This is a genomic window from Aliiroseovarius salicola (assembly GCF_027891095.1).
Classification (GTDB): Bacteria; Pseudomonadota; Alphaproteobacteria; order Rhodobacterales; family Rhodobacteraceae; genus Aliiroseovarius; species Aliiroseovarius salicola.
Genome location: NZ_JAQIIO010000004.1, coordinates 307,340 through 333,812, shown reverse-complemented (window position 1 = coordinate 333,812; position 26,473 = coordinate 307,340). Strand labels below are relative to the sequence as shown.

Annotated in this window: 24 protein-coding genes; 18 read left to right on the top strand and 6 right to left on the bottom strand. The window is 56.2% G+C overall.

Annotated elements, in window-relative coordinates:
- Positions 1-40: 40 nt before the first annotated feature.
- The 4 genes from O2N63_RS10105 (at position 41) to cobT (ending at position 4,439) form a co-directional block, all read left to right on the top strand.
- Positions 41-673, top strand: a complete 633-nt coding sequence (locus tag O2N63_RS10105) for a J domain-containing protein (protein ID WP_271054134.1) — start codon at positions 41-43, stop codon at positions 671-673.
- A 267-nt stretch (positions 674-940) separates the two neighbouring features.
- The gene (gene cobS, locus O2N63_RS10100) at positions 941-1,912 is read left to right on the top strand and encodes a cobaltochelatase subunit CobS (RefSeq protein ID WP_271054133.1); all 972 of its coding nucleotides are present in this window, start codon (positions 941-943) and stop codon (positions 1,910-1,912) included.
- 112 nt (positions 1,913-2,024) lie between these two features.
- A complete protein-coding gene (locus tag O2N63_RS10095) occupies positions 2,025-2,480 on the top strand; it encodes a thermonuclease family protein (RefSeq protein ID WP_271054132.1) in 456 nt (151 codons plus the stop codon).
- An 87-nt stretch (positions 2,481-2,567) separates the two neighbouring features.
- Positions 2,568-4,439 carry a cobaltochelatase subunit CobT gene (cobT, locus tag O2N63_RS10090; RefSeq protein ID WP_271054131.1) on the top strand — a complete coding sequence of 624 codons (1,872 nt, stop codon included), beginning with the start codon at positions 2,568-2,570 and terminating at the stop codon, positions 4,437-4,439.
- Here the strand turns inward: cobT and O2N63_RS10085 are convergent.
- Entirely contained in the window at positions 4,436-5,599 is a 1,164-nt protein-coding gene (locus O2N63_RS10085; protein ID WP_271054130.1) for an amidohydrolase, read from the bottom strand. The genes cobT and O2N63_RS10085 overlap by 4 nt on opposite strands.
- A 123-nt stretch (positions 5,600-5,722) precedes the next feature.
- On the opposite strand from O2N63_RS10085, the gene O2N63_RS10080 reads away from it, so the two are divergent.
- Both O2N63_RS10080 and O2N63_RS10075 read left to right on the top strand, forming a co-directional pair.
- A complete protein-coding gene (locus tag O2N63_RS10080; protein WP_271054129.1) occupies positions 5,723-7,516 on the top strand; it encodes an aminopeptidase P family protein in 1,794 nt (597 codons plus the stop codon).
- A 77-nt stretch (positions 7,517-7,593) separates the two neighbouring features.
- Positions 7,594-7,935: a DUF427 domain-containing protein gene (locus tag O2N63_RS10075; protein WP_271054128.1), complete on the top strand. Its 342-nt coding sequence runs from the start codon at positions 7,594-7,596 to the stop codon at positions 7,933-7,935.
- A gap of 15 nt (positions 7,936-7,950) precedes the next feature.
- On the opposite strand, the gene O2N63_RS10070 is transcribed toward O2N63_RS10075, so the two are convergent.
- Complete coding sequence (locus tag O2N63_RS10070; RefSeq protein WP_271054127.1) at positions 7,951-9,087, bottom strand: anhydro-N-acetylmuramic acid kinase; 1,137 nt, start codon at positions 9,085-9,087, stop codon at positions 7,951-7,953.
- 81 nt (positions 9,088-9,168) lie between these two features.
- Between O2N63_RS10070 and tyrS the strand changes: the two genes are divergently transcribed.
- The 4 genes from tyrS to trpE all read left to right on the top strand — a co-directional run bounded on the left by tyrS (position 9,169) and on the right by trpE (position 15,201).
- On the top strand, positions 9,169-10,425 hold the full coding sequence (gene tyrS, locus O2N63_RS10065; RefSeq protein WP_271054126.1) for a tyrosine--tRNA ligase: 1,257 nt from the start codon (positions 9,169-9,171) through the stop codon (positions 10,423-10,425).
- Positions 10,426-10,568: 143 nt separating this feature from the next.
- Complete coding sequence (locus O2N63_RS10060) at positions 10,569-11,753, top strand: aminotransferase (RefSeq protein ID WP_271054217.1); 1,185 nt, start codon at positions 10,569-10,571, stop codon at positions 11,751-11,753.
- Between the two features lie 85 nt (positions 11,754-11,838).
- Positions 11,839-13,680, top strand: coding sequence for a SurA N-terminal domain-containing protein (locus O2N63_RS10055; protein ID WP_271054125.1), 1,842 nt, complete (start codon positions 11,839-11,841; stop codon positions 13,678-13,680).
- A 9-nt stretch (positions 13,681-13,689) separates the two neighbouring features.
- Complete coding sequence (gene trpE, locus O2N63_RS10050) at positions 13,690-15,201, top strand: anthranilate synthase component I (RefSeq protein ID WP_271054124.1); 1,512 nt, start codon at positions 13,690-13,692, stop codon at positions 15,199-15,201.
- A gap of 113 nt (positions 15,202-15,314) precedes the next feature.
- On the opposite strand, the gene O2N63_RS10045 is transcribed toward trpE, so the two are convergent.
- From O2N63_RS10045 to O2N63_RS10035, 3 genes are all read right to left on the bottom strand, one after another.
- Entirely contained in the window at positions 15,315-16,325 is a 1,011-nt protein-coding gene (locus O2N63_RS10045) for a DUF3179 domain-containing protein (protein ID WP_271054123.1), read from the bottom strand.
- A gap of 100 nt (positions 16,326-16,425) precedes the next feature.
- Positions 16,426-17,064: a peptidylprolyl isomerase gene (locus O2N63_RS10040; RefSeq protein ID WP_271054122.1), complete on the bottom strand. Its 639-nt coding sequence runs from the start codon at positions 17,062-17,064 to the stop codon at positions 16,426-16,428.
- Entirely contained in the window at positions 17,057-17,557 is a 501-nt protein-coding gene (locus O2N63_RS10035) for a peptidylprolyl isomerase (protein ID WP_271054121.1), read from the bottom strand. Before O2N63_RS10035 ends, O2N63_RS10040 begins: the two co-directional genes overlap by 8 nt.
- A 144-nt stretch (positions 17,558-17,701) precedes the next feature.
- On the opposite strand from O2N63_RS10035, the gene O2N63_RS10030 reads away from it, so the two are divergent.
- The 7 genes from O2N63_RS10030 (at position 17,702) to O2N63_RS10000 (ending at position 24,988) form a co-directional block, all read left to right on the top strand.
- Positions 17,702-18,892 (top strand): phosphoglycerate kinase, encoded by a 1,191-nt coding sequence (locus O2N63_RS10030; protein ID WP_271054120.1) that lies wholly within the window; start codon positions 17,702-17,704, stop codon positions 18,890-18,892.
- A 354-nt stretch (positions 18,893-19,246) separates the two neighbouring features.
- On the top strand, positions 19,247-20,140 hold the full coding sequence (locus tag O2N63_RS10025) for a fructose bisphosphate aldolase (RefSeq protein ID WP_271054119.1): 894 nt from the start codon (positions 19,247-19,249) through the stop codon (positions 20,138-20,140).
- A 236-nt stretch (positions 20,141-20,376) separates the two neighbouring features.
- On the top strand, positions 20,377-20,679 hold the full coding sequence (locus O2N63_RS10020; protein ID WP_271054118.1) for an FtsB family cell division protein: 303 nt from the start codon (positions 20,377-20,379) through the stop codon (positions 20,677-20,679).
- A 155-nt stretch (positions 20,680-20,834) separates the two neighbouring features.
- Positions 20,835-21,836, top strand: a complete 1,002-nt coding sequence (gene pdhA, locus O2N63_RS10015; RefSeq protein WP_271054117.1) for a pyruvate dehydrogenase (acetyl-transferring) E1 component subunit alpha — start codon at positions 20,835-20,837, stop codon at positions 21,834-21,836.
- A 23-nt stretch (positions 21,837-21,859) separates the two neighbouring features.
- On the top strand, positions 21,860-23,227 hold the full coding sequence (locus O2N63_RS10010) for a pyruvate dehydrogenase complex E1 component subunit beta (RefSeq protein ID WP_271054116.1): 1,368 nt from the start codon (positions 21,860-21,862) through the stop codon (positions 23,225-23,227).
- A 12-nt stretch (positions 23,228-23,239) separates the two neighbouring features.
- The gene (locus O2N63_RS10005; RefSeq protein WP_271054115.1) at positions 23,240-24,529 is read left to right on the top strand and encodes a pyruvate dehydrogenase complex dihydrolipoamide acetyltransferase; all 1,290 of its coding nucleotides are present in this window, start codon (positions 23,240-23,242) and stop codon (positions 24,527-24,529) included.
- Positions 24,530-24,634: 105 nt separating this feature from the next.
- Entirely contained in the window at positions 24,635-24,988 is a 354-nt protein-coding gene (locus O2N63_RS10000; RefSeq protein ID WP_271054114.1) for a carboxymuconolactone decarboxylase family protein, read from the top strand.
- 227 nt (positions 24,989-25,215) lie between these two features.
- Here O2N63_RS10000 and cysE read toward each other — a convergent pair whose 3' ends face one another.
- The gene (cysE, locus tag O2N63_RS09995) at positions 25,216-26,031 is read right to left on the bottom strand and encodes a serine O-acetyltransferase (protein ID WP_271054113.1); all 816 of its coding nucleotides are present in this window, start codon (positions 26,029-26,031) and stop codon (positions 25,216-25,218) included.
- 85 nt (positions 26,032-26,116) lie between these two features.
- Here cysE and O2N63_RS09990 point away from each other — a divergent pair, with 85 nt between their 5' ends.
- Positions 26,117-26,458, top strand: a complete 342-nt coding sequence (locus O2N63_RS09990; RefSeq protein ID WP_271054112.1) for a TraR/DksA family transcriptional regulator — start codon at positions 26,117-26,119, stop codon at positions 26,456-26,458.
- Positions 26,459-26,473: the final 15 nt, after the last annotated feature.

The following is a 26,473-nucleotide window of genomic DNA, read 5'->3' as shown; positions in this document are numbered from 1 at the left end:
AGCACTAAACTCTCGGGTCCGAGTCGGGAAGAGTGAAGATATGGCAAACAACGATCCTTTTGATTTCGATATTTCGGTTTCAACCGCCAAGAAAAAGAACCCGCGCGGTAAGCGGGGGATGTCTGGTGCGTTCGAAACCTCTACGCGCGAATGCGAACACCCGACCTGCAAGGAATCGGGCAAATACCGTGCACCCCGCTCGCCCGATCATCTGGACGAGTTCAAGTGGTTCTGCAAAGACCATGTGCGTGAATATAACCTGAAATGGAATTTCTTCGACGGGGCAACCGAAGAGGAAATCGACGCACAGGCGGATAAGGACCGCGTTTGGGAACGCGAGACCAAGCCGTTTGGTAAGCAGACCGACGAACAGCGGGCTTGGGCCCGGCTTGGCGTTGATGATGCGCATCAGGTTCTGGGCGAAAATGCCACGCAGAACCCGGGCAAATCCGTCACAGGCACAACCCGCCGCCTACCCCCGACCGAACGTCGCGCCATCGAGATCCTTGAAGCCAAGGACCACTGGACCAAGGCTGAAGTGCGCAAGGCCTACAAGAAACTCATCAAGGTGCTGCACCCGGACATGAACGGCGGGGATCGCAGCCAGGAAGATCAGCTTCAGGAAGTGGTCTGGGCCTGGGATCAAATCAAGGACAGCCGCAGTTTCAAGTAATGCGTTTGGACAAATTCCGAAACGCCTCTTGGTTCTGTCCAAGGGGCGTTTTCCTTAGATACCTAGGCGCAAATTACGAAATTCTTAACCTTGGAAGCGTCAACAGACCGGTGGACCAACCATTGATCTGGATCTGGCCTTACCAGGGCAAGAAAAAACCGTCATGCTCCCCTTGCACGAGATCAAATAATCGGGCACCACGGCGGGATTAAAGACGGGATCGGCCCAATCTGCCGGGGTTTGGTCTGTTCAGGAAGGAATGCGCAAATGGACGTGAATGCAAAACCCACTGAAGATATCTCGGTCCGCGAGGTCTTTGGCATCGACACCGATATGACGGTGAAGGGATTTGCCGAACGCACCGAGCGCGTGCCGGAGGTGGACACGACCTATAAGTTTGACCCGGACACCACGCTGGCCATTCTCGCAGGCTTTGCCTTCAACCGTCGTGTGATGGTTCAGGGCTATCACGGCACCGGCAAATCGACCCATATCGAACAGGTCGCCGCGCGCCTGAACTGGCCCTGTGTGCGCGTCAACCTCGACAGCCACATCTCTCGGATCGACCTGATCGGAAAGGACGCGATCAAGCTGAAAGACGGGATGCAGGTGACAGAATTCCAAGAAGGCATCCTGCCCTGGGCGCTGCGCAATTCGACCGCCATTGTGTTTGATGAATACGACGCGGGTCGTGCTGACGTGATGTTCGTGATCCAGCGTGTTCTGGAGCATGACGGCAAGCTGACGCTTCTGGACCAGAATGAAGTGATCACACCGAACCCGAATTTCCGTCTGTTTGCCACCGCCAACACCGTTGGTCTTGGGGACACGACCGGGCTTTATCACGGGGTGCAGCAGATCAACCAGGCCCAGATGGACCGCTGGTCGCTTGTGGCCACATTGAACTACCTGTCGCACGACGCGGAAACCAATATCGTGCTGGCGAAAAACCCGATGCTGAACACTGAAACCGGTCGCAAGACCGTCGGACATATGGTGACAGTTGCGGACCTTACCCGGACCGCCTTCATGAATGGGGACCTGTCTACTGTCATGTCACCGCGTACGGTAATCAACTGGGCCGAAAACGCTCGGATCTTCCGCGACGTGGGATACGCCTTCCGACTGTCATTCCTGAACAAATGTGACGAACTGGAACGTCAGACCGTAGCCGAGTTCTATCAGCGCTGCTTTGACGAAGAGCTGCCTGAATCGGCGGCGAGCATGAGCCTCGGCTAACTCACTTTAACCATGAAAGCCCTGTTTTCTCAGGGCTTTTTCACATCCAGACATTGGCAACCACCCTCATCCGGGATAATCTTAACCTGGGTTAAATTTGGGTGAAGGTGTTATGCGTTATCTCATCGCATTGGCAATGCTGTCGCTTGCGGCATGTCTGGACGAACCGAATAAGGTGACGGCGGCGTCTGCTTCGCCCACATCCTGCGACATCATTCGCGTGGTGGATGGTGACACGGTCAAGGCAATCTGCCACGGGCAGGAACAGAACCTACGCCTCATGGGGTTTGACACGCCAGAGACCTTCCGATCGCGCTGTGCTGATGAAAAGGCGTTGGGAACCGTCGCCACCAACCATTTGCGCAAGCTGATCCGCGAGGCGAAGGACGTGCGCCCTGTGACGGGACGCCCAGATAAATACCGTCGTTTGCTCACGCATCTCTATATCGACGGGCGCGATGTGGCCGAGATTATGATCGAAGCGGGGCTTGCCGTGCCTTATCATGGCGAGCGTCGGATCAATTGGTGCGACCGGTTGGGGGTGCCGACCACGGCTTCTCTGGGCTGATCTTTGCCACGAAACTGGCGTCAAATTTCACTTGAGAATTGTCGGAAACCGCTTTCCAAAATCCCGGCAAAGCCGTAATTTGCCTTCATGAACAAGCCAACTGACAACCCCGCAGATCCGTTCAAGAAGGCGCTGGCCGAAGCGACCAAGACGCTGGCTGATGATGCCGAACTGTCTGTCACCTATTCCGTGGACCCTCCGGGAGCCACCGATGATGCTGTGCGCTTGCCGCAGGTGACGCGACGGATGACGCGTGACGAGGTGTTGTTGGCGCGTGGGACGGCGGACGCTTTTGCGATGAAGCACCGCTATCACGATCCGGCCATGCATCTGCGCTATGCACCTGCTGGACAGATGGCGCGTGATCTTTACGAGGCAATGGAAACCGCCCGTTGCGAAGCAATGGGTGCGCGGGACATGCCGGGGACCGCTGGCAATATTGACGTAAAAATTCAAACCGATGCCGCACGACGCGGATATGACCAGATCACAGCCGCCGCAGACGCGCCCTTGGCTGACGCCGCTGGATATCTGGTGCGTCACCTTGCGACTGGGCGCGATCTGCCTCCGGCGGCCGACAACGTGATGAACCTGTGGCGGGACTTTATCGAAGGTCAGGCGGGCGACCATTTGGACGATCTTCAGGACACCCTGTCGGACCAGCAAAACTTTGCACGATTTGCCCGTCAGGTGATCGAAGATCTCGGCTATGGCGACCAACTTGGTGAGGATCCGGATCAGGACGATCAATCTGATGATGACGCGGAGCAGGACGACCAGCAGCCAGAGGATGATCAACAGGAACAAGGTGACGATAGCGCGGACGAGCAGGACGCCCAGCCCGAACAGTCTCAGGATGAGACTATGGATCAGACCGAAGCTCAGGTCACCATCGACGATCTGGCCGAGGATGAGTTGGGCGATGAGGCCGAAATGCCCGAAGGCGAAGCCCCGTTGGAACCGCCTGCCCCCAATCCCGCCTCAGATGCTGACCCGAACTACGAGGTCTATCTGAACGAGCATGATGAAGAGATCCTGGCCGAGGAGCTGGCCGAACCGGCCGAGCTTGAACGTCTGCGGGCCTATCTCGATCAGCAACTTGAACCTCTCAAAGGGGCTGTGAGTCGTCTGGCAAACAAGTTGCAACGCCGCCTGCAGGCACAGCAAAACCGGTCGTGGCTGTTTGATCTGGAAGAGGGCATTCTGGATGCTGGCCGACTGGCGCGCGTTGTTGCCAACCCCACGACGCCACTCAGCTTCAAACAGGAAAAAGACACCGAGTTCCGCGACACTGTCGTGACCTTGCTTCTCGATAACTCGGGTTCGATGCGCGGTCGCCCGATTTCGATTGCCGCCATCTGTGCAGATGTCCTTTCAAAAACACTTGAGCGCTGCGGCGTGAAAGTTGAGGTGCTTGGGTTCACCACTCGAGCGTGGAAAGGTGGGCAGGCCCGCGAGAAATGGCTCGCTGATGGTCGTCCGCAACAGCCGGGGCGCCTGAATGACCTCCGCCACATCATCTATAAACAGGCCGACGCCCCGATGCGCCGCACGCGGGACAATCTGGGCCTGATGATGAAAGAAGGGCTGCTCAAGGAAAACATCGATGGTGAGGCGTTGGAATGGGCGCACCGGAGGATCACCGCCCGCCCCGAGGCGCGCAAGATCCTTATGGTGATCTCTGACGGGGCGCCAGTGGATGATTCAACCCTTTCGGTCAATCCCGCGAATTACCTGGAAAAACACCTGCGCGATGTGATTGCGATGGTTGAAAAACGGGCGCAGGTGGAACTCCTTGCCATTGGGATCGGCCATGACGTAACGCGCTATTATGATCGTGCTGTGACCATTACGGATGCGGAACAGCTGGCAGGTGCGATGACCGAACAGCTTGCCGCGCTATTTGACAGCGATCCGCGCGCGCGCGCCAGAGTCATGGGGATCAAGAAGGCGGGTTAACCCTCGCCTTCATTCAATCTGTTCAAGATTGCCATAAAAGCTTTTGCACCAATGCGGATCAGATCGTCCGGGAAATCGTAATCTGGATTGTGCAGCGCGGGTGTCTCCACACCACTTCCGGGAAACAACATCACGGATTGTGCAATCTCGCCATATCGACCAAAGTCCTCGGACCAGCGCATTGGCAAAATCCCTTTGGTCACAGTAAATCCTGCGTCCCGCAATGCGGTATCTGCCTGAGCCGTCAAGTCTGGATGGTTCACGCAGCCCGCAAATACGTCGTGATAGCTCCAATCAACGGTAAGATGGTGGGCAGCGGCGCGATCGGTCATAAGAGCCTCTGCTTCCGCAGCAAGCCCTTCCATCCCCTCATCCGTCAAGCTACGCAGTGTGACCCAAACCTCACCTGATCCGGGTGCGATACCAAAAGTTTTCTCCCCCAAATCCACATGTGTCACGGTCGCCATGCCGAAGTCAGGCGCATCAGGGGCACCTCTAGTCATGGAAGCCAATCGCGCAATCACTTCTGAAAGGGCGAGACCCGGAGAATATCCAGTTTCGGGTTGCGACGCATGAGCCGTGCGGCCGGTGAAAGTCACCTTCATTCCACGTGAGGCACAATTGACCGGCCCCGATGCAAGACCGATTTCCCCCAGTGGCTGCCCCGGCACATTGTGCAACGACAGGGCAATATCCGGTTCCATTGCCCGAAGGCGCCCGTCCTCCAGCACCGCTTGCGCCCCTGCCCCTGTTTCCTCAGCCGGTTGGAAAAGAAGGATAACATCCAGCCATTCCAGTCTCTGCCGCGACAGATTGCGCGCGATCCCCATGAGGATCGCCATATGCCCGTCATGCCCGCAAAGATGCCCTTTGCCCGGGGTTTGCGAATGGTGAGACACGCGGGACAGATCCTCAATTGGCAGAGCATCCAATTCGCACCGCAACAAGACCCGTTGGCGAGACGCATGTTGCGATCCAAACAGCGCCAGAACACCGTGCCCCCCAACACCTGTTTCAATCAGGTCAGGAACAAGCGGAGCAAGCGCTTCGACCACACGGCGCGCGGTTTGTTCTTCTTCACCCGACAGTTCAGGCCACCGATGCATTTCACGTCGCCAATCGGTCAGTTCAGAAAGGTCAGAATTATTCATCCTATACATATCGGCCCCCGGCTATTGGGTTTTGGTGGGACGGAAGCCGGTTGGAAGTCAACCAAATATTCCGCTTTCCCTCCCAAGGCGCGGACGCCAGAATGCGCGCATATTTGGCCCGGAGATTCTAAAATGTACCAGAGCTTTGACACCATCGCAGATCCCACCCGCGGCCCCGTTCGGCTTGAGCGGTTGCGGCGCGCGATGAAGATGAAGGGGCTCGACGGGTTCATCATCCCCCGGGCAGACGCGCATCAAGGGGAATATGTCGCGGAATGTGATCGACGTTTGGCCTGGCTTACCGGGTTCACCGGATCCGCGGGTTTTTGCATCGCCCTTGCCGATGCCGCAGGTGTGTTCATTGACGGGCGCTATCGCAATCAGGTGAACAGTCAGGTCGATCTGGATCATTTCTCTCCGGTGCACTGGCCGGAAATTCAACCGGGGAAATGGCTATTGGAAACCGCAGCGAAGGGACAAAAAATCGGATTTGATCCGTGGCTGCACAGCCGCGGGGAAATCGAACGGATCAGCAAAGATGTAGGGTCAGCCGGGATTACCTTGGTGCCAACGGACAATCTGGTGGATCAGATCTGGGCCGACCGCCCGGCCCCTCCAGCCAAACCGATCACCACTCAGCCCCTTGAATATGCGGGGCAAAGCCGGAAAGACAAAGCTGCGGAGATCGCCGATGAGTTGCTGACCCGTGGATTGAAAGCCCAGGTCCTGACACTGGCGGACAGCATTGCCTGGCTCATGAACATTCGCGGTACCGATGTTGAGCACACACCCATTGTTCAGGGTTTTGCAATCTTGCATGATGATGCGGAGATACAGTTCTTTACCCAGGAAGGTCGCGAAGGGCTTGAGGCTTTGACCGGTGTTTCAATCCATCCAACCCGTGCGTTTGGCGCCGCTCTTGAAGCGCTGAAAGGTTCGGTTGGCGTGGACAAAGGCTCCGCGCCTTATGCGGTCACGCAACATCTGGAATCCGGGAAAGTCGCGTTCGAATGGAATGATGACCCGGTTGTTCTGCCCAAAGCCCGAAAAAACCCGACCGAGCTGTCCGGCGCACGCGCCGCCCACCTGCGTGACGCCGCCGCTGTGGTCGAGTTCCTCGCCTGGTTCAACGGAGCGGACAAAACCGCACTGACCGAGATTGATCTGGTGGAAGCACTGGAAGCAAAACGGCGGGCAACAGGCAAGCTGGAAGACATCTCGTTTGAAACCATCTCCGGAACCGGCCCCAATGGGGCCATCATGCACTATCGCGTAACCCATGATACCAACCGACAACTGGCTGAAGGGGATCTTGTGGTGCTTGATAGCGGTGGACAATACCGCGATGGCACCACTGACATAACCCGTGTTCTCGCTGTGGGTGTCGTTGGACAGGAAGAGAAACGCTGTTTCACTCGTGTGCTGCAGGGGATGATCGCTCTAAGCCGCACCTATTTCCCCAAAGGGCGCAGCGGGCGCGATCTGGATCCGATTGCACGATATCCGCTTTGGGCGGCCCATCAGGATTTCAATCACGGAACCGGCCACGGGGTTGGCGCGTTCTTGTCGGTGCATGAAGGCCCACAACGGTTCTCATATGTATCCGAGGTGCCGCTGGAACCCGGGATGATCCTTTCCAACGAGCCGGGCTATTACCGTGATGGTGCTTTTGGCATTCGGATTGAAAACCTTGTGGTGGTTGAACAAGCGCGCAGCCCAGATGGGGGGGACGCAGACCGGCAGATGCTCGGGTTTGAAACACTGACATTTGTGCCAATTGATACCGGGCTGGTGATTGCCGACATGCTGTCAGGCGAGGAACGCGGCTGGCTGAATGACTATCACGCAGCTTGTCTTGAAAAACTCGGACCTGTGGTCAGTGACGTCGCGTATCAGTGGTTGAAAGGCGCATGCGCGCGGATTTGACACGCGACATGATCATATAATCTGGTATTGTCACGCTAAATCGAGAGTGGGCCCGCCGGGCCGGGAGTTGGGACGTCATGACCGAAAATATCAAAATTCGCAAAGCTGAAGGAAAATGGACTGTCCGCGCCGGAGGTGCTGTGCTGGGTGAAAGCCTGCAAGCTCTTGAGGTTCTGGAAGGAAAAAACTCTCCGGTGATCTATTTCCCTCAGGGTGACATTGCGATGGCGTTTCTGGATGAAAGCGAAACCGTCACCACCTGCCCTTACCGGGGTGAAGCAAAGCACTATTCGATCAACACCAAATCCACGGTGATCGAAGATGCAGGTTGGAGCTATGGTTCACCTGTCGAGGAACTGGATGCCCTGAAAGGCCATTTGGCGTTTTACGGCGATAAGGTCACCGTCGCCAGGACCTGAGCGGAATCACTCATTTTACAAAACGGGCCCATCGCGGCCCGTTTTGTATTTCGAGGTTGGTACGGACACCACCCCACCCCCAACAGCCGCCGCCACACCTGTGGTTCCGGGGCATGAGGTCGGCAGGCCCCGTGCCACGCGCACCGCAAGATAGGCAAACGCCTGCGCTTCAAGCATGTCACCATCCAGCCCAACTGCTTCAACAGGCAGCACTTCGACACCACAGCGCGATTGCAGCTCGAGCATCATCGCGGCGTTGTGTCGGCCTCCCCCTGTGACGAGGATTCGATCCGGTTGACTGGGGAAATGCTCCATCCCTCTTGCAACAGCCGCCGCGCTGCACGCCACCAAAGTGGCTGCGGCATCTGCGTCTGATAGATTGGTGACAGCTGCCGAGAGATCATCAAAAGCATCTCGATCCAGGGATTTCGGCGGAATTCGCAGGAAATACGGGTGTTCCAGAAATTCTTCTACGACCTTCAGGTCCACCTGTCCGGATCCAGCCAGATCACCGTTGTCATCATAGCTGCGCCCCAACCGCGCCTGCATCAAATCGTTAACGGGCGCATTCGCGGGTCCGGTGTCAAACGCCAGACACGCACCTTCCGAACTTGGATCTCCAATCGCCGGATCCACCCAAGTCACATTTCCAACGCCTCCCAGGTTCAAAAAGACCACAGGATTTACTGCCTCGATATGACGCGCACAGGCGTGGTGATAAAACGGTGCAAGAGGGGCGCCCTCGCCCCCCAATTCCACATCTGCCGAGCGAAAATCCCAGACCACCGGCCTGCCCGAAATTTCAGCCAAAACCTGCCCGTCTCCGGCTTGATGTGTGCCACGACCATGGGGATCATGAGCAAGAGTTTGCCCATGAAACCCTATAATATCAACACCTTGCCCAGAAAACATTGACAGCAACACTGCATGAGACGTCTCAATTTGCTCTGCTATTTGAGATACGCCCTCATCGTCCTGCCAAAGACCTAGCCCACGTCTAAGGAGCGCCTGCTCTTCGCTTGAATAAGGTAAGAACTCGGATGCCCCAAACGCTTCGATGGCCTGACCATCCGTGCAAAGCAATGCTCCGTCCACCCCATCAAGCGACGTACCTGACATACATCCCAGCGCCCAAACTGGTCGTCCTTCCATGAGGTTTTTCAACATGCTCTTCCCCTTTTGCGCCCCCCCGTCTATACGGAAAGCTCAAACAGAAACATGGACTGAAAAACGATGACCTACCACCCAAAATCCGACTTCATGCGTGTGATGATGGAGCGCGGCTTTGTTGCCGACTGCACCGATTATCAAGCGTTGGACGAAGCTTTGGTCAAAGGTGTCGTTCCGGCCTATATCGGCTTTGACGCCACGGCCAAATCGCTTCATGTGGGGTCGCTCATTCAAATCATGATGCTGCGCTGGCTGCAAAAAACCGGGCACAAGCCAATCACCCTGATGGGGGGCGGCACCACCAAAGTGGGTGATCCGTCTTTCCGAGCAGACGAACGACCGCTGCTGGGGCCAGAACAGATTGATGCAAACATCGCTGGTATCCGCAAGGTTTTTGCCAATTACATCGATTACGAGACCGAAAGCGACACTCAGGCTCTGATGCTGAACAATGCCGAATGGCTGGATGATCTGAATTACCTCGATTTCCTGCGCGATATTGGGCGCCATTTCTCGGTCAACCGGATGCTGGCCTTTGAAAGCGTAAAATCGCGGATTGACCGGGAACAATCGCTCAGCTTCCTCGAGTTCAACTACATGATTTTGCAGGCTTATGACTTCCTTGAGCTTAATCGTCGCTACGGTTGTGCGCTGCAAATGGGTGGCTCGGATCAATGGGGTAATATTGTAAACGGGATCGACCTGACGCGCCGCATTCTCGACAATCAGATCTTCGGCCTGACGTCCCCCCTGTTGACCACATCAGATGGCAAGAAAATGGGTAAATCGCAGTCCGGCGCGATCTGGCTGAATGCCGACATGCTGTCTCCCTATGAATTTTGGCAGTTCTGGCGCAACACGACTGATGCAGATGTGGGCCGGTTCCTGAAGCTCTATACCGAACTGCCGCTGGAAGAATGCGAACGTTTGGGCGCGCTGGAAGGCTCGGCCATCAATGACGCCAAGATCGTGCTGGCCAACGAAGTGACAACGCTGGCCCATGGGGCCGAAGCCGCCAAAGCCGCCGAAGCGACTGCTCGCGAAGTCTTCGAAAAAGGTGGTGTTGGTGACGATCTGCCCACCGTATCTCTGTCTGCTGATGACATTGGAGACGGGATCTCGATCGTGCAACTGATCGTGAAATCGGGTCTGGTGAAATCCGGCAAGGAAGCCAAACGCCTGATTGCCGAAAACGGCGCCAAGGTAAACGATGCACCACTGGGAAATCCCGGGTTGATGGTCAAAGCTGACGACCTGTCTGAGCCGATGAAACTTTCGGCTGGTAAGAAACGTCACGCACTGGTCACGCTGGAAGGCTGACCCACTCGGTTTTCATTTCAAAATATTCTGGGGGGCCAGTTCCCCCCAGCCCTCTTAATGTGCTGACTCGACTGAAGCACAATCTGGCGATTGCTCTCAAATCTGCCTCTTGATACCGTCCACCTGAGCATCAGCAGGAGGACATTATGCCCCCAATCAATCCAAACCTTTCCGCAGCTTTTCCACCCCCGGTGATGGAAGCGCGACGCTGGGTTGAAGGCAAGGTGTTTCCGTCCAACGCGCCATTGATCAATGTCAGTCAAGCCGCCCCGATTGATCCACCCCCCGAGGGTTTGAGACAGGCAATCGCCGATGCCGCGCTGACCCTGCCAGAAGCACATCTCTACGGTCCCGTTCTGGGCCTGCCCGCATTGCGTGACGAGGTGGCACTTCAGTTCTCCAACGCTTATGGCGGTAATATTTCGTCTGAGAATGTCGCCATCACTTCAGGGTGCAATCAGGCCTTCTGCGCGGCGATTGCGACTCTTGCAGCAACCGGGGATGAGGTCATCCTGCCAACCCCATGGTATTTCAATCATAAAATGTGGTTGGACATGAATGGGATCACGGCTGTTCCGCTGCGACCTGCATCTGGCCTACTTCCAGACCCCGAAAAAGCCGCCACATTGATCACTCCACGCACACGCGCCATTGTGCTGGTGACGCCAAACAATCCGGCGGGGGTGGAATATCCCGCAGAGCTGATCGCCCGTTTCCGGGATCTCGCTCGCAAACACGGGATTGCGCTCATCATAGATGAGACCTATCGCGATTTTCACAGTCAGGATGGCGCCCCGCATGGTCTGCTCACTGATCCCAGTTGGGATGATACGGTGATCCAGCTTTACTCATTCTCCAAAGCTTACCGCCTGACGGGTCATCGGGTTGGGGCATTGGTCACCTCCCCCGAACGCTTGGCGCAGATCGAAAAATTCCTCGATACTGTCACAATTTGTCCAGCCCAACTGGGGCAACATGCTGCCCTTTGGGGGATGCGCAACCTGGGCAATTGGCTGGCCGGTGAACGACGGGAAATCCTGAAGCGGGCGCAGGCCGTACGCGATGGATTTGAGCCACCTGCAAATCAAGGCTGGCGCCTGTTGGGGTGCGGAGCTTATTTCGCATATCTTGAACACCCGTTTTCGATCCCATCAAACCAATTGGCACAACGGCTTGTAGACGATGTCGCGATACTCGCGCTCCCCGGTACAATGTTCACGCCCGAAGGGGACCCCGACGGCAAGCAGCAGTTTCGTGTGGCATTCGCCAATATTGACTGCGATCAGATTGCGAGTTTTCTCCAACGTCTTGCAAAATTTCAGCTCTGACGGCTGACAAATGGGATCACTGCTTGGCAATCCCGACCCCGTGACCTAAAACCCCTTAACGCTGTACGTAATAAGGATGCAAAGCATGGCAACCGGAAAGATCTCGCGCACCTTCGGATGGGGCCTTATGGGCCTTGTTATGATTGGTCTTGTTGGTTTTGGCGCGACGAATTTCGGCGGCGGTGGTGGATCCATTGGTGCAGTTGGCGACACCGAGATTGACGCCCGACGCTATGCCCGCGAATTGGAAAGCGAGCTGCGTGCTTTTCAGGCTCAGACCGGTCAGCGCATGACATTGGCGCAGGCGCAGGCCTTTGGTCTTGATCAACAGGTGCTCGGACGTCTTCTGGCATTGACCGCATTGGAAAACGAAACAGCTCGTCTGGGAATATCCATTGGCGATGAACAGCTGCGCGATCGCATCGTTGAAATCTCATCCTTTCAGGGTGTCGATGGCAAATTTGATCGCGAAGCCTACACTTTTGCACTTGAACAGTCCGGCCTGACTGCCGCCCAATTCGAAGCTTCTCTGCGCGCTGAAGTGGCTCGTCAGGTTCTTCAAGCGGCGGTGGCCGGTGGCACCAAAGCCTCGGATCTCTATATCAACACGCTTTTCGGCTACGCCTATGAAACCCGCGATTTCACCTGGGCCAGCCTGCCCATGTCGGCGCTGACCTCTGCCCTACCCCCGGCCAGCGCGGAAGACTTGACTGCCTATTACGAAGCCAACGCGGTGACATTCACCTTGCCTGAGATCAAAAACGTGACCTACGCATGGCTCAATCCCGAAGATCTGATCCCGGGAATTGACGTCAGCGAAGATGACCTGAAAGCACTGTATCAGGAACGGATCGCCGAATTTGTCATGCCCGAACGCCGCATGGTCGAGCGTCTGGTGTTTGGTTCTGAAACCGATGCTCAGGCAGCGTCCGATGCCATTGCCGCTGGTGAAAAGAGCTTTGAAGATCTGGTGGCCGAACGTGACCTGTCGCTCGCCGACATTGATCTTGGCGACCTGTCGCTGGCCGAACTTGGCACCGCAGGAGAAGCCGTCTTTGCCCTGAACGCGTCCGGTGTAACCGGCCCGGTTGAAAGCGACCTCGGCCCCGCGTTGTATCGTATGAACGCCATCCTTGCCGCACAGGAAACCACGTTCGAGGCAGCGCGTGAGCAGATTCAGGGCGAACTTGCCGCTGACACCGCCCGCCGTCAGGTTGGCGACCTGATCACCGAACTGGACGACCTCCTGGCAGGAGGAGCAACGCTCGAAGAGATCGCAGAGAGCCACAAGATGCGCCTGGAAACGATCGATTGGGCTGATGGCGATAGCGATGGGATTGCCGCATATGATGCCTTCCGCGAAGCCGTGAGCGCAGCAAATGTGGGCGATTTCCCAGAAATCACACTAATGGCTGACGGCGGAGCCTTTGGACTGCGCGTAAACAAGGTCGATGAACCGCGCCTGCAAACACAGGATGAGGTCAAGGACCAGGTGCTCGTTGGCTGGGGGCTGCAAAAACGTCTCGAACTTCTTGAAGAGCAAGCAAACGGCCTGATCCCGCAACTGAAAGACAGCGAGAGCCTGTCTTCGCTTGGCCTGACCGAAATCGTTGAAAGCGAACAGGGCCGCAGTGCGTTCATAAACGGGGCACCCGCTGGTTTTGTTCCACAAGTCTTTGAGATGGAGACCGGGGAATGGCGGGTGATCAAGGGGGACGAGGATGTTGTTCTGGTTCGTCTGGACGCCGTCAATGCCGCCGACCAATCGGGCGATGAAGCCAAAGCGATCAAAGAGCAATTTGCAGAACGCAGCGCACAAGAAGTTGGCATCGACATCGAAGCCGCCTTTTCCCGTGTGTTGGAAACTCAGGCAGGCGTGACGCTTGATCGTGCAGTGATCAACGCCATCCACTCGCAATTCCCGTAAGGATATCCCATGGCGCTGACCCCGTCTTTTGACGCCTTCGAGGCTGGCTGGAACGCAGGCAAAAACCAGGTGGTTTATACGCGGCTGGCCGCTGATCTCGACACGCCTGTCAGTCTGATGCTGAAGCTGACAGAGGCACGGCGCGACTCGTTCATGTTGGAAAGTGTGACCGGAGGCGAAGTGCGCGGACGGTATTCGATGGTCGGCATGAAACCGGATCTGATCTGGCGCGCGCGCGGTGAGCAGTCCGAAATCAACCGTCAGGCACGTTTTGACGGGGACAACTTTGAGCCGATGGAGGGCAATCCGCTGGATGCCTTCCGTAAAGTGCTTGCTGAAAGCCAGATTGACCTTCCTGACGACCTGCCTGCGGCCTCAGCCGGGCTTTTCGGATATCTCGGTTACGACATGATCCGTTTGGTAGAGCATCTGCCGGATCAGAACCCAGACCCGTTGGGCCTGCCGGATGCGGTGATGATGCGCCCGTCTGTGGTGGCGGTTCTGGACGGTGTGAAAGGTGAAGTTACGCTGGTGGCCCCTGCTTTTGTCTCATCCGGCCTGTCGGCAAAAGCCGCCTACGCACAGGCCGCCGAACGCGTAATGGATGCGTTGCGCGATCTCGAACGCGCTGCCATTGGTGAAAGCCGCGATCTGGGAGACGCGGCAGAGCTTGGACCGCTTACGTCAAACTTTGCCAAGGGCGATTATCTGGCTGCGGTTGATCGCGCCAGGGAATACATCAAGGCAGGTGACATCTTTCAGGTGGTGCCTAGCCAGCGCTGGGTGCAGGATTTCCCCCTGCCCCCGTTTGCGCTTTATCGCTCGCTCAGACGTACCAACCCGTCGCCCTTCATGTTCTATTTCAATTTCGGCGGTTTTCAGGTGGTTGGTGCCAGCCCGGAAATTTTGGTGCGGGTCTTTGACAATGAAGTGACCATTCGTCCAATTGCAGGAACACGTCCACGGGGCAAAACACCTGATGAGGACAAAGCACTGGAGCTGGATCTGCTGGCAGATCAGAAAGAGCTGGCCGAGCATCTGATGCTTCTGGATCTGGGCCGCAACGATGTGGGCCGCGTGGCCAAAATCGGAACGGTGCGCCCAACCGAAGAGTTCATCATCGAGCGCTACAGCCATGTGATGCATATCGTATCAAACGTGGTGGGGGAGCTGCACGAAGACAAAGACGCGCTGGATGCCTATTTTGCTGGAATGCCGGCGGGTACCGTCTCTGGTGCGCCGAAAGTGCGTGCGATGGAAATCATCGACGAGCTGGAGCCCGAGAAACGCGGCATCTATGGCGGTGGACTGGGCTATTTCAGCGCGGGCGGCGACATGGACATGTGCATCGCGCTGCGCACCGCGATCGTGAAAGATGAGAAGCTCTATATTCAGGCTGGCGGTGGTGTGGTCTATGACAGCGACCCGGAAGCGGAATATCAGGAAACCGTGAACAAATCGAAAGCCATCCGTGCGGCCGCCGAAAGTGCGGGCATGTTCGGCGGTCGGCGCAGCAATTGAGCAATGAATGAGGGGCGCTGCCCCTCGCCGCTTTGCGGCTCACCCCGGGATATTTTGGGTCAGAAGAAAAGGGGCACGGATTTCCGGGCCTCTTTTCTTTTAGTTTTTGATGGTCAAGACCCGAGCATCCATTTGCCATCTGGCCAGAAGGCGTGGAATGCGAAGGCGAACAGAACATCATGGGGTAAATCTCTGCCCTGTGTATCCCGTACCCGGATGGTGCCCACATCACGGCCATTTGCGATGCGCCCATTGTCCAGTGCAGATGCCTGTCCAGCGGCCCAGCTCAGTGTGACTCCGTCTTCAGTCAGTTCGCCATGCTCCGCAAGCCGAGAAACCGGCCAGGCCCGATCCCCGACCCGCACGACGCGTGCCAGTGCCGGCACACCATGGGGCGGCATTTCACCATCAAAGAACCCATAAGGGCGCGACCGGCTGTCATATCCCACATAAGGATTTCGGCCATAGGCACGGCGGGCACGCGGTTCATCCATCACAAGCCCATTGGGGTTTCGGCGGGTAAACTCTGCCCAGCTTTCCATCCATGCGGGGATCTGGGTGAGTTCGGAGCCCGTATGTTCGCCCACGATCCCTGTACCAAGGGCCTGTTGCCACCAGCTTTCGGTTTCGCGGTCATACATCACCATATCGGAGTTTCTGAGTTTTCCAGAGACGCCAAAGGTCAGAAGTTGCCCCTTCACACGCCGATCAAACACAATACCGGAATTGCAGAGCGGACAGAATGTCACCGCAATGGGTACTTTTGCCACATTATCGTTAACGATCTCATGCCAGGTGAGATAGCGAATTGGATAGGCACGGGGTAGCGCGCCATTGAATTCTACTGTGATCACCGGCTCACGCGGACCCAGACGCGTTTCATCAACGGCAGGTATGAAACTGGGATCGCTGAGAGCGGGAATGCCATCCCGGCCCGGTCCACCTGAGAGGATTTCAGTCCAGTTTTCCACACTCGTGCGCGAAAAGTCGGTTTTCGGGAACTCATAGCTCCAGAAACTTGGATCAGCTTTCGCCGATTGCGCCCAAAACCCCAGGACGAGTGACAGAAGGGTCAGGAACAATTGTGCCGGAACCTGACCGGGAATTTGTATTGGCAAACGCATTGGGGCCTCCTCTCATGTGCCACAAACGTGACAGAGAGAGGAGGCCCCGCATAGCCCCGCTCACGCGGGTTTGAGTGGGTGTGTTTTCAGCGGATGCTGATTACTCGACCGCTTTTACCGTTTTCATCACATCAGGATCACCGATGATCTGACCGTTCGGACCCGCACCTTTCTTAATCTCTTGCACCACTTCAAATCCTTTGGTGACTTCGCCCACAATGGTGTATTGGCGATCAAGGAACGTACCGGGTGCAAACATGATGAAGAACTGGCTGTTGCCTGAATTGGGGTTCTGAGAACGCGCCATGCCGACGATGCCGGTGGCAAAGGTTTCGTCCGAGAACTCAGCCGGAAGATCGGGGTAATCGGAACCACCCATACCAGCGTAATCCATCTTACCGCCACCCATCTTGCCGTATTGCACGTCGCCGGTCTGGGCCATGAACCCATCGATCACACGATGAAATACCACGCCGTCATAGGCCCCTTCGCGCGACAGGGTCAGGATCCGCTCGACATGGAGCGGCGCCAAATCCGGGCGCAAGGTGATTTCAACCTGACCATTGGCCTCACCTTCCACGGTTATTTCGATCTTGGGGAAGTCGCCTTCGGCAATCGCGGCGTTGGGTTCGAAAGTCTGCGGCCAGAGCGTGTATACCGCATAACCAACCATCACCATCACACCAGCCGCAAAGGCCATCCAGAAGCCACGGGCCTCTTTTTTGGTGTAATCAGACATCGGCTGCCACCTTGACCGAAATCATCGTATCCGGCTCTGCAGGCGGCTCGCCGCGGGTGATCGCATCTACATGTTCCATGCCCGAAGCGACACGGCCATAAACGGTGTACTGACCGTTCAGGAAGTGGTTGTCGCTGAAGTTGATGAAGAATTGCGAGTTAGCGGAGTTCGGGTTTTGCGAACGCGCGGCCCCAAGAGTGCCGCGATCATGGGGCAGTTTCGAAAACTCAGCTGGCAGATCGGGAAGGTCGGAGCCGCCGGTGCCAGCATAGCGCAGGCTCATGGCGTCCTTACCATTTTTCACGTCGCCGGTTTGCGCCATGAAACCGTCGATCACACGGTGGAAGACCACGCCGTCATACTCGCCACGACGCGCCAGCTCTTTCATGCGCTCGGCATGTTTCGGCGCCACGTCAGGCAGAAGCTCAATTACAACGGTGCCGCCCTTCAATTCCATCAGGATCGTGTTTTCAGGATCTTTATATTCGGCCATCTGGGCCTCCTTTTCATTCAGATTTGCCGCCAACCTATGCCGCCCGGCAACGGTTGAAAAGACCCTGCCCTGAAATCGGCATTGCCCGTTGACGATAAGATGCAAATGGTGTGCATAGGCTGCAACCAGTTACGGAGAGATGTCATGGCCTGGAAAACACTTGATGAGATGGAACTTGCCGGCAAGGTGGTTCTGACACGTGTGGATATCAACGTGCCTGTGAAAGACGGTCAGGTCACTGACGACACGCGCATCCAACGCATCCTCCCAACAATCAACGATATTCTGGCTGTTGGTGGCAAACCGGTGCTTTTGGCGCATTTCGGCCGCCCCAAAGGCGAACGAGTACCAGAGATGAGCCTTTCGGTGGTGCGCCCAGCCTTGGAGGCCGCACTTGGTCGCTCGGTTAAATTCGCGGAGGATTGCATCGGAGGCCCGGCCAAGCAGGCGGTCGCCGCTTTGGGAGATGGCGAAGTTCTGCTTTTGGAAAACACACGCTACCACGCTGCTGAAACAAAAAACGATCCAGCTTTTGCCGCTGCGTTGGCGGCACTGGGAGAGGTCTATTGCAATGATGCATTCTCCGCGGCACACCGCGCGCACGGCTCGACTGAAGGTGTTGCCCGTCTGTTACCGTCTTGTGCAGGCCGGTTGATGCAGGCCGAGTTGAGCGCGTTGGAGGCCGCTCTGGGTCAACCAGAACGCCCGGTTGTCGCGGTGGTTGGCGGTGCCAAAGTATCGACCAAGCTTGATCTTCTCGGCAATCTTGTCGGCAAGGTTGACCATCTGGTGATCGGTGGCGGCATGGCCAATACTTTTCTTGCGGCGCAAGGTATCGATGTGGGTAAATCACTTGCAGAACATGACATGGCAGGCACCGCGCGTGAAATTCTTGTCAAAGCAAAAGAGGCTGGTTGCGAGGTAATCCTGCCTACAGATGTCGTGGTGGCGCGCGAGTTTGCAGCGGGTGCCGAGAATGAAACCGTTGCTGCGGATGCGTGCCCAACTGATGCGATGATCCTTGATGCGGGCCCTGATAGTGTGGCGAAAATCGCTGACACTCTTGCCAACGCCAAAACTTTGATCTGGAACGGCCCCCTGGGTGCTTTTGAGATTGAACCCTTTGACGCGGCCACCAATGCAGCAGCTGCAATGGCAGCGGAATTGTCAGCCGACGGGAAACTTGTGTCTGTCGCCGGTGGCGGTGACACAGTCGCTGCATTGAACAAGGCAAATGCTGCGGATCGGTTCACCTATATCTCTACGGCTGGCGGCGCGTTCCTGGAATGGATGGAAGGCAAGACGCTGCCCGGAGTTGCTGCGCTTGAAGGATAAGTGAACTCACACACTGCCTCAAAAACCCGCCCAATCGGCGGGTTTTTTATTTTCAAGCATTTGTTTGCGGCTTTTGCCCAACAGTTTTCCAAACTCATCCCCGCGCAAGCAATCACATCCTGCCCTGATCACATATAGATTCGTACGATCACAGTGACCTCGGCTTCTGTGAATGGTTCTGTACGCTGGGGCACAGGTTTCTATTCCGCTTTGCCCTTCCTGCTCTGCCTGCATTGCCCATACATGCAGGTCCGGGTGCCCACAGGCCCGCATTGTTAGCGCCAGCAGAATTGCAACTCTTTTCCCTCTGCCCTAAACAAGAGCAAATTCACCCTGATGTCAGACGGGACAGATATGCCAGATCAAAAACAACTTGATAAAATCAAAGCCGGCCAAGGCTTTATTGCCGCACTCGACCAATCGGGCGGCTCAACTCCCAAGGCCCTTCGCCTTTATGGTGTGGAAGAAAACGCCTACTCGGGTGACGACGAGATGTTTGACCTGATCCACGGCATGCGCTCGCGCATTGCACAGGCCCCTGCATTCACCGGTGACAAGGTGGTCGGTGCGATCCTGTTCGAGTTGACCATGGATCGCGAAATCGCAGGTAAACCCACCGCAACCTATATGTGGGAAGAGCGCGGCGTGGTGCCTTTCCTGAAGGTCGACAAGGGACTGGCGGATGAGGAAAATGGCGTTCAGGTGATGAAGCCGATGCCCGAACTTGACGCACTCTGTGGCCGCGCTGTGAAGGCTGGTGTCTTCGGGACCAAGATGCGCTCTGTCATCAACGCTGCCAACCCTGAGGGGATCAAGGCCATCGTTGAGCAGCAGTTCGAAGTGGGCAAACAGATTATCGCCCATGGGCTGGTACCGATCATCGAACCCGAAGTGAACATCTCGATTGCTGATAAAGCCGAAGCGGAAGACATCCTTCTGGGTGAGCTTAAGGCGCAGCTTGATGCCCTGACCGATGATCAGACCGTCATGCTGAAACTGACCCTGCCTGAAACGGCAAACCACTACAAACCGCTGGTAAATCACCCTCGTGTGGCGAGCGTTGTCGCCCTGTCCGGCGGATATTCGCGCGAAGAGGCGAATGCACGTCTGTCCCAAAACAGCGGCATGATCGCCAGCTTCTCTCGGGCATTGACCGAGGGTCTCTCGGCACAACAATCGGATGACGCGTTCAATGACATGATCGCGGATACTATCGATTCAATCTACGAAGCGTCGATTTCCGGTTAAACATCTGACATAAGACAATGAAACGCCCGCGGTTAGCCCCGCGGGCTTTTTTAGTTCAACGAGGCAGTGCATCCAACTCCGCTGTTGCCCACGCGACTCACTTTTCTGACCCCGGTCTATTTTTTTTGCCGCCGATTCGTTTTTGGGATTCACAGGGCGAATCACCTGTGGCATAACATACCTGCACCACCCAAAAAGAGGTGGGCAAAGAGGCAGTACATACAGGCGGGAAACCTATGGGCGCACCTCGTACACAATCTGGATTGGGTGGCGTAGTCTACTTTGCCGTGATCTTTGGTCTCGGCACATACTTCACCTTTGCCAGCGTGCAGGGCGACTTTGGAATTTTCCGACGCGTGCAAATTGAGGCCGAGGCGCAAGCGCTCACTGAAGAACGCGCAACGCTCTCGGCCCAAATTGCCAACCTCACCAACAAGACCCATCGCCTGTCAGACAGCTATCTGGATCTTGATCTTCTTGACGAACAAGCCCGCTCGGTGCTCGGTCTAGCCCGTGCGAACGAGGTTGTTCTGCACTAAACCACCCCAATTCCACAAGGTGATCGCATCGCAATTTTGCGATGGCTTTCCTGTTTTACAAGTTTTTGTCGACCTGACGTGAAAAACTCTGTAAATGATAGTTTAACACTAAACTATTACCACAGTGACAGCTGACGCCAAAAGGAGAACGCCGCATGGCAGCCCGGAAAAGCGCCCAGAAAAAACCCGCTAAATCAAACACATCAAAGGAAGAGTTGCTCGCGCACTATCGCGAGATGCTGTTGATCCGCCGATTCGAAGAAAAATCGGGCCAACTGTATGGCATGGGCCTGATTGGCGGTTTCTGTCACCTTTATATTGGCCAAGAGGCCGTGGTGGTTGGACTGGAAGCCGCCGCAAAAGAAGGGGACAAGCGGGTCACGTCGTATCGCGACCACGGACATATGCTCGCTTGTGGCATGGACCCGAAGGGGGTGATGGCCGAGTTGACCGGTCGTGAGGGTGGCTACTCTCGCGGTAAAGGCGGCTCGATGCACATGTTCTCGAAAGAGAAGCATTTCTACGGCGGCCACGGCATTGTGGGTGCGCAGGTGCCAATCGGAACCGGCCTCGCATTCGCTGACAAATATCTTGAAAATGGTGGTGTAACCTTTGCCTATTTCGGTGATGGTGCGGCCAACCAGGGTCAGGTGTATGAAAGCTTCAACATGGCGTCGCTCTGGGAGTTGCCGGTCATCTACGTGATCGAGAACAACCAATACGCCATGGGCACCTCGCTGCAACGCGCCAGCTCTACCCCTGAAATCTACACCCGCGGTGAAGCCTTTGGCATTCCCGGAGAAGCCGTAGACGGGATGGATGTGATGGCCGTGAAAGAAGCGGGCCTGCGCGCCACTGAGCACTGTCGCTCGGGCAATGGACCATACATTCTGGAGATGAAAACATACCGCTATCGCGGTCACTCCATGTCCGACCCCGCCAAATACCGCACCCGTGAAGAGGTGCAGAAAGTGCGCGAGGAACGCGATGCAATTGAACATGTTCGCGAGTTGCTTCTGCAAGGCAAGCACGCCTCAGAGGATGACCTCAAGGCGATCGATAAGGACATCAAAGCGGTCGTGAACGAAGCCGCTGAGTTCTCAAAAACCAGCCCGGAACCCGCGCTCGATGAGCTGTGGACCGATATTTACGCCTAAGACCCGGACGAGGAGAGAAAAACATGGCTACTGAAATTCTGATGCCCGCCCTGTCCCCGACCATGGAGGAAGGCACGCTGGCAAAATGGCTGGTCAAAGAGGGCGATACTGTATCGTCTGGCGACATTCTGGCCGAAATTGAAACTGACAAGGCGACTATGGAATTCGAAGCCGTTGATGAAGGCATCATCGGCAAGATCCTGATCGCGGAAGGCACCGAAGGGGTGAAGGTCAACTCGCCCATCGCAGTGCTGGTGGAAGAGGGCGAAAGCGCCGACGACATTGCCGCTCCAGCTCCAGCTGTTGAAGCTGCGCCTGCTGCAGAGGCCCCTACTCCGGCCGCCCCGGTCGCCGCCCAACCGATCACCCCGGTTGTTCCAGAGGACACTGAAATCCCTGCTGGCACGGAAATGCGCTCGACCACTGTGCGTGAAGCATTGCGTGATGCGATGGCGGAAGAGATGCGGTCCGATGACACCGTGTTCCTGATGGGTGAAGAAGTCGCCGAATATCAGGGCGCATATAAAGTGTCGCAAGGCCTGCTGGATGAGTTCGGTGCGAAACGCGTGATTGATACGCCAATCACCGAGCATGGCTTTACTGGCCTTGCCGCTGGTGCAGCGATGGCAGGTCTTCGTCCGGTTGTCGAATTCATGACCTTCAACTTCGCAATGCAGGCGATTGACCACATCATCAACACCGCCGCAAAAACGCGTTACATGTCAGGTGGTCAGATGTCCTGCCCGATCGTGTTCCGCGGAGCCAACGGTGCCGCTGCTCGCGTGGGTGCCCAGCACTCCCAAGATTATGCTGCCTGGTATGCACAGATCCCGGGTATGCATGTGGCGATGCCGTATTCGGCTGCTGACGCCAAAGGCCTGTTGAAATCCGCCATTCGTGACGACAACCCGGTTGTCTTCCTGGAAAACGAGCTGCTCTACGGCGCAAGTTTCGATGTTCCGGTCATGGATGACTACACCGTGCCATTCGGCAAGGCCCGCATTTGGCGCGAAGGCAATGACGTGACCATCGTCAGCTTTGGTATTGGCATGAAATACGCGCTGGAAGCGGCCGACGAGCTTGCCAAGGAAGGTATTTCGGCCGAAGTCATCGACCTGCGCACCCTACGCCCGATTGACTATGACACCGTCATCAATTCGGTGATGAAAACCAATCGCTGCGTGACCGTCGAAGAAGGCTGGCCCGTTGCCTCGATCGGCAACCACCTGTCGGCCACGATCATGGAGCGTGCGTTTGATTACCTCGACGCCCCGGTGATTAACATGACCGGCAAGGACGTGCCCATGCCTTACGCCGCCAACCTTGAAAAACTGGCCCTTGTGACCACCGCCGAGGTGATCCAGGCCGTCAAAGCCGTAACATACCGTTAAGGAGACAGACACATGGCTATCGAAATTCTCATGCCCGCCCTGTCGCCAACGATGGAAGAGGGCACTTTGGCAAAATGGCTGGTGAAAGAAGGCGACACGGTACAATCCGGTGACCTTCTGGCTGAAATCGAAACCGACAAGGCAACAATGGAATTTGAAGCGGTGGACGAAGGTGTCATCGGCAAAATTCTGGTTGCTGACGGGACTGAGGCCGTGAAGGTGAACTCCCCCATCGCCATCCTCGTTGAAGAAGGCGAAGAGGTTGGTGAAGTGGCGGCCAGCGCGCCCGCAGCCCCTGCCGCGGAAGCAGAGGCTGCTCCAGCGGCGGCGCCTGCCGCGGCTGCGCCTGCGGCCCCTGCCCCGCAAGCTGCTGATGGATCACGCATTTTCGCCTCTCCTCTGGCACGTCGTATTGCGGCCGACAAAGGTCTGGATCTTTCGCAAATCGCCGGTTCGGGTCCGAAAGGTCGGATCGTGAAGGCGGATGTGGAAGGCGCCACTGCAACTGCTCCGGCTGCGGTACCAGCCGCCGCAGCGCCTGCTGCTGCCCCGGTGGCCGCTCCAGCCCCATCAGTGTCAGCGGATGCGGTTGCTGCAATGTATCAGGATCGCGAATACGAAGAGGTCAAGCTCGACGGGATGCGCAAAACCATTGCCGCACGCCTGTCGGAAGCCAAACAGACCATCCCGCACTTCTATCTGCGCCGCGACATCAAGCTCGATGCACTGCTCGCGTTCCGCAGCCAGTTGAACAAGCAGCTGGAAGCACGTGGAGTGAAGCTCTCGGTCAATGACTTCATCATCAAAGCCGTTGCCATTGCATTGCAACAGGTCCCGGAAGCCAATGGGGTTTGGGCCGGTGATCGTGTTCTGCAAATGAAAGCATCAGATGTGGCGGTTGCCGTGGCCATCGAAGGCGGGCTGTTTACGCCGGTTCTTCAGGACGCGGATCAGAAATCGCTGTCGAGCCTATCGACCCAGATGAAAGATCTGGCCTCGCGTGCCCGTGACCGCAAGTTGGCTCCGCACGAATATCAAGGCGGTAGCTTTGCCATCTCGAACCTCGGTATGTTCGGCATCGACAATTTCGACGCCATCGTGAACCCACCACATGCAGGAATTCTTGCCGTTGGTACCGGCGTGAAGAAACCGGTAGTGGGAGATGATGGAGAGCTAACGGTCGCGACAGTCATGAGTGTAACGATGTCAGTTGATCACCGTGTGATCGACGGTGCGGTTGGCGCGAACCTGTTGAAGGCGATTGTTGACAACCTGGAAAATCCGATGACGATGCTGGCGTAACGCCGCGTCACATTCAAAAAATAAAATCCATTGATCTGGCTCAAGGTGACACCCTGTCCCTTGGGCCATTTCTTTTGCGAACAATGAATCCCGCAGGAGACAGATATGGATTTCCCCGCCCTTCTGGCCGACACCACCGCCAACACAGACGAGTTTCGTAAGCTGAACCCAGAGGGGGGCAGAGGCTTTGCCACCATGCACCGGGCAGCAATGGGTGAAGGGGTATTGTCGGTTATGCAAAAAGAACTGCAATGCATCGCCATTGGCATCGCCAAACAATGCAATGATTGCATCGGATTTCACGTACGGGCTGCAATCAAGGCCGGTGCCACGCGCGAGGAAATATCCGAAACCGTTTCCGTATCAATCATGATGGGGGGTGGCCCCGCGTATATGTACGGTGCCCGCGCTTTGCAGGCATTTGACCAACTGTCAGAACAGTTAATGGCGACAGCTTGAACAAGCTGATGAAATAAAAGGGCGTCCCAAGGGGCGCCCTTCGTTTCATTGTGGGGCCGCTGCCATTGCCTTATGCCGCAACAACGACGAGAAACAGCGCAGAGAACCCCATAACGGCGGCAAGCCAAAGCTTTTTCATGGAACCAGATCCTTAGAAAATCTCAACAGGGTCTGTGTACCAACAGATCAGGATTAATCCTTGATTTAGAACAACTTCCGGGCAGAAGTTATTTACCCTGTTCAGTACTCAAGGTCTGATCCATTTGTATGGACGGCTGATCGCACCCGGCCTCACCGACAATGCGTGCGGGCACTCCGGCCACGGTCACATTTTCAGGGATCTCTTCGAGAACCACGGACCCCGCAGCGATGCGTGAACAACAACCGACTTTGATATTGCCCAGTACTTTTGCGCCAGCCCCAATCAGAACGCCGTCGCCGATCTTGGGATGACGATCTTCATCTTCCTTGCCGGTCCCACCGAGGGTGACCGAGTGCAGCATGGACACATTATCCCCCACCACGGCGGTCTCACCGATCACGATGGAATGGGCGTGGTCGATCATGATCCCCTTGCCGATACGGGCACCTGGATGGATGTCGATCCCATAAACTTCTGAACAGCGCATCTGGATGAAATAGGACAGATCCTTGCGCCCTTCGTCCCAAAGATAATGAGCCAGACGATAGGCCTGCATCGCCTGAAAGCCTTTGAAATAGAGCACAGGCTGCAACATCCGATGACACGCAGGATCACGTTCGACAATAGCCGCAATATCCGCGCGTGCAGCGTCAGCCAGCTCGGAACAGCTGTCATAAGCCTCATCTGCAATTTCGCGCAGCAAAACCATGCTCATTTCGTTTGAACTGAGCTTGGCGGCAAACCGATAAGACAGGGCCTTTTCCAAGCTCTTGTGATGCAGCACACAGGCACCAATCAGCCCCCCCAGCAAAGGTTCATCGTTGATCACTTCGCGTGCTTCATCAGTGATCCTGTTCCAGACCGGATCAATTTTGGTCAAGATCGCGCGTTTCTCTGCCATGGCATATCCTCACATTGCCGCCCCGTTTTACACCAGCTAGGTTGGGTTTGCCACACGCAAAGCCGTGATAGCCAGGGGGAAATATATGAATGGGGATCGCGTACATAAATTCAAGATACAGCTGCAAAATGCACTGCTGGAATTGGATCAGGACGATGTGCTCGGCACCGAAGGGCAAAAAACCGTAGTGTTGGATCAACAAGCGGTCGGACGTCTCTCGCGTATGGACGCGTTGCAAAATCAGGCTATGGCTCAAGCGCAGGCAGCACGGCGCAATCTAGAGCGCACACGAATACACGCCGCCCTCGAAAGGATCGAGGACGGCGAATTTGGTTATTGTGACGATTGTGGAGAGCCCATTGCAGAGAAGCGCTTGGAACTTGACCCCTGTGCAATAAAATGTGTGTCCTGCGCCTCCGGCCTTTAACCTTAGGTCCGCTGA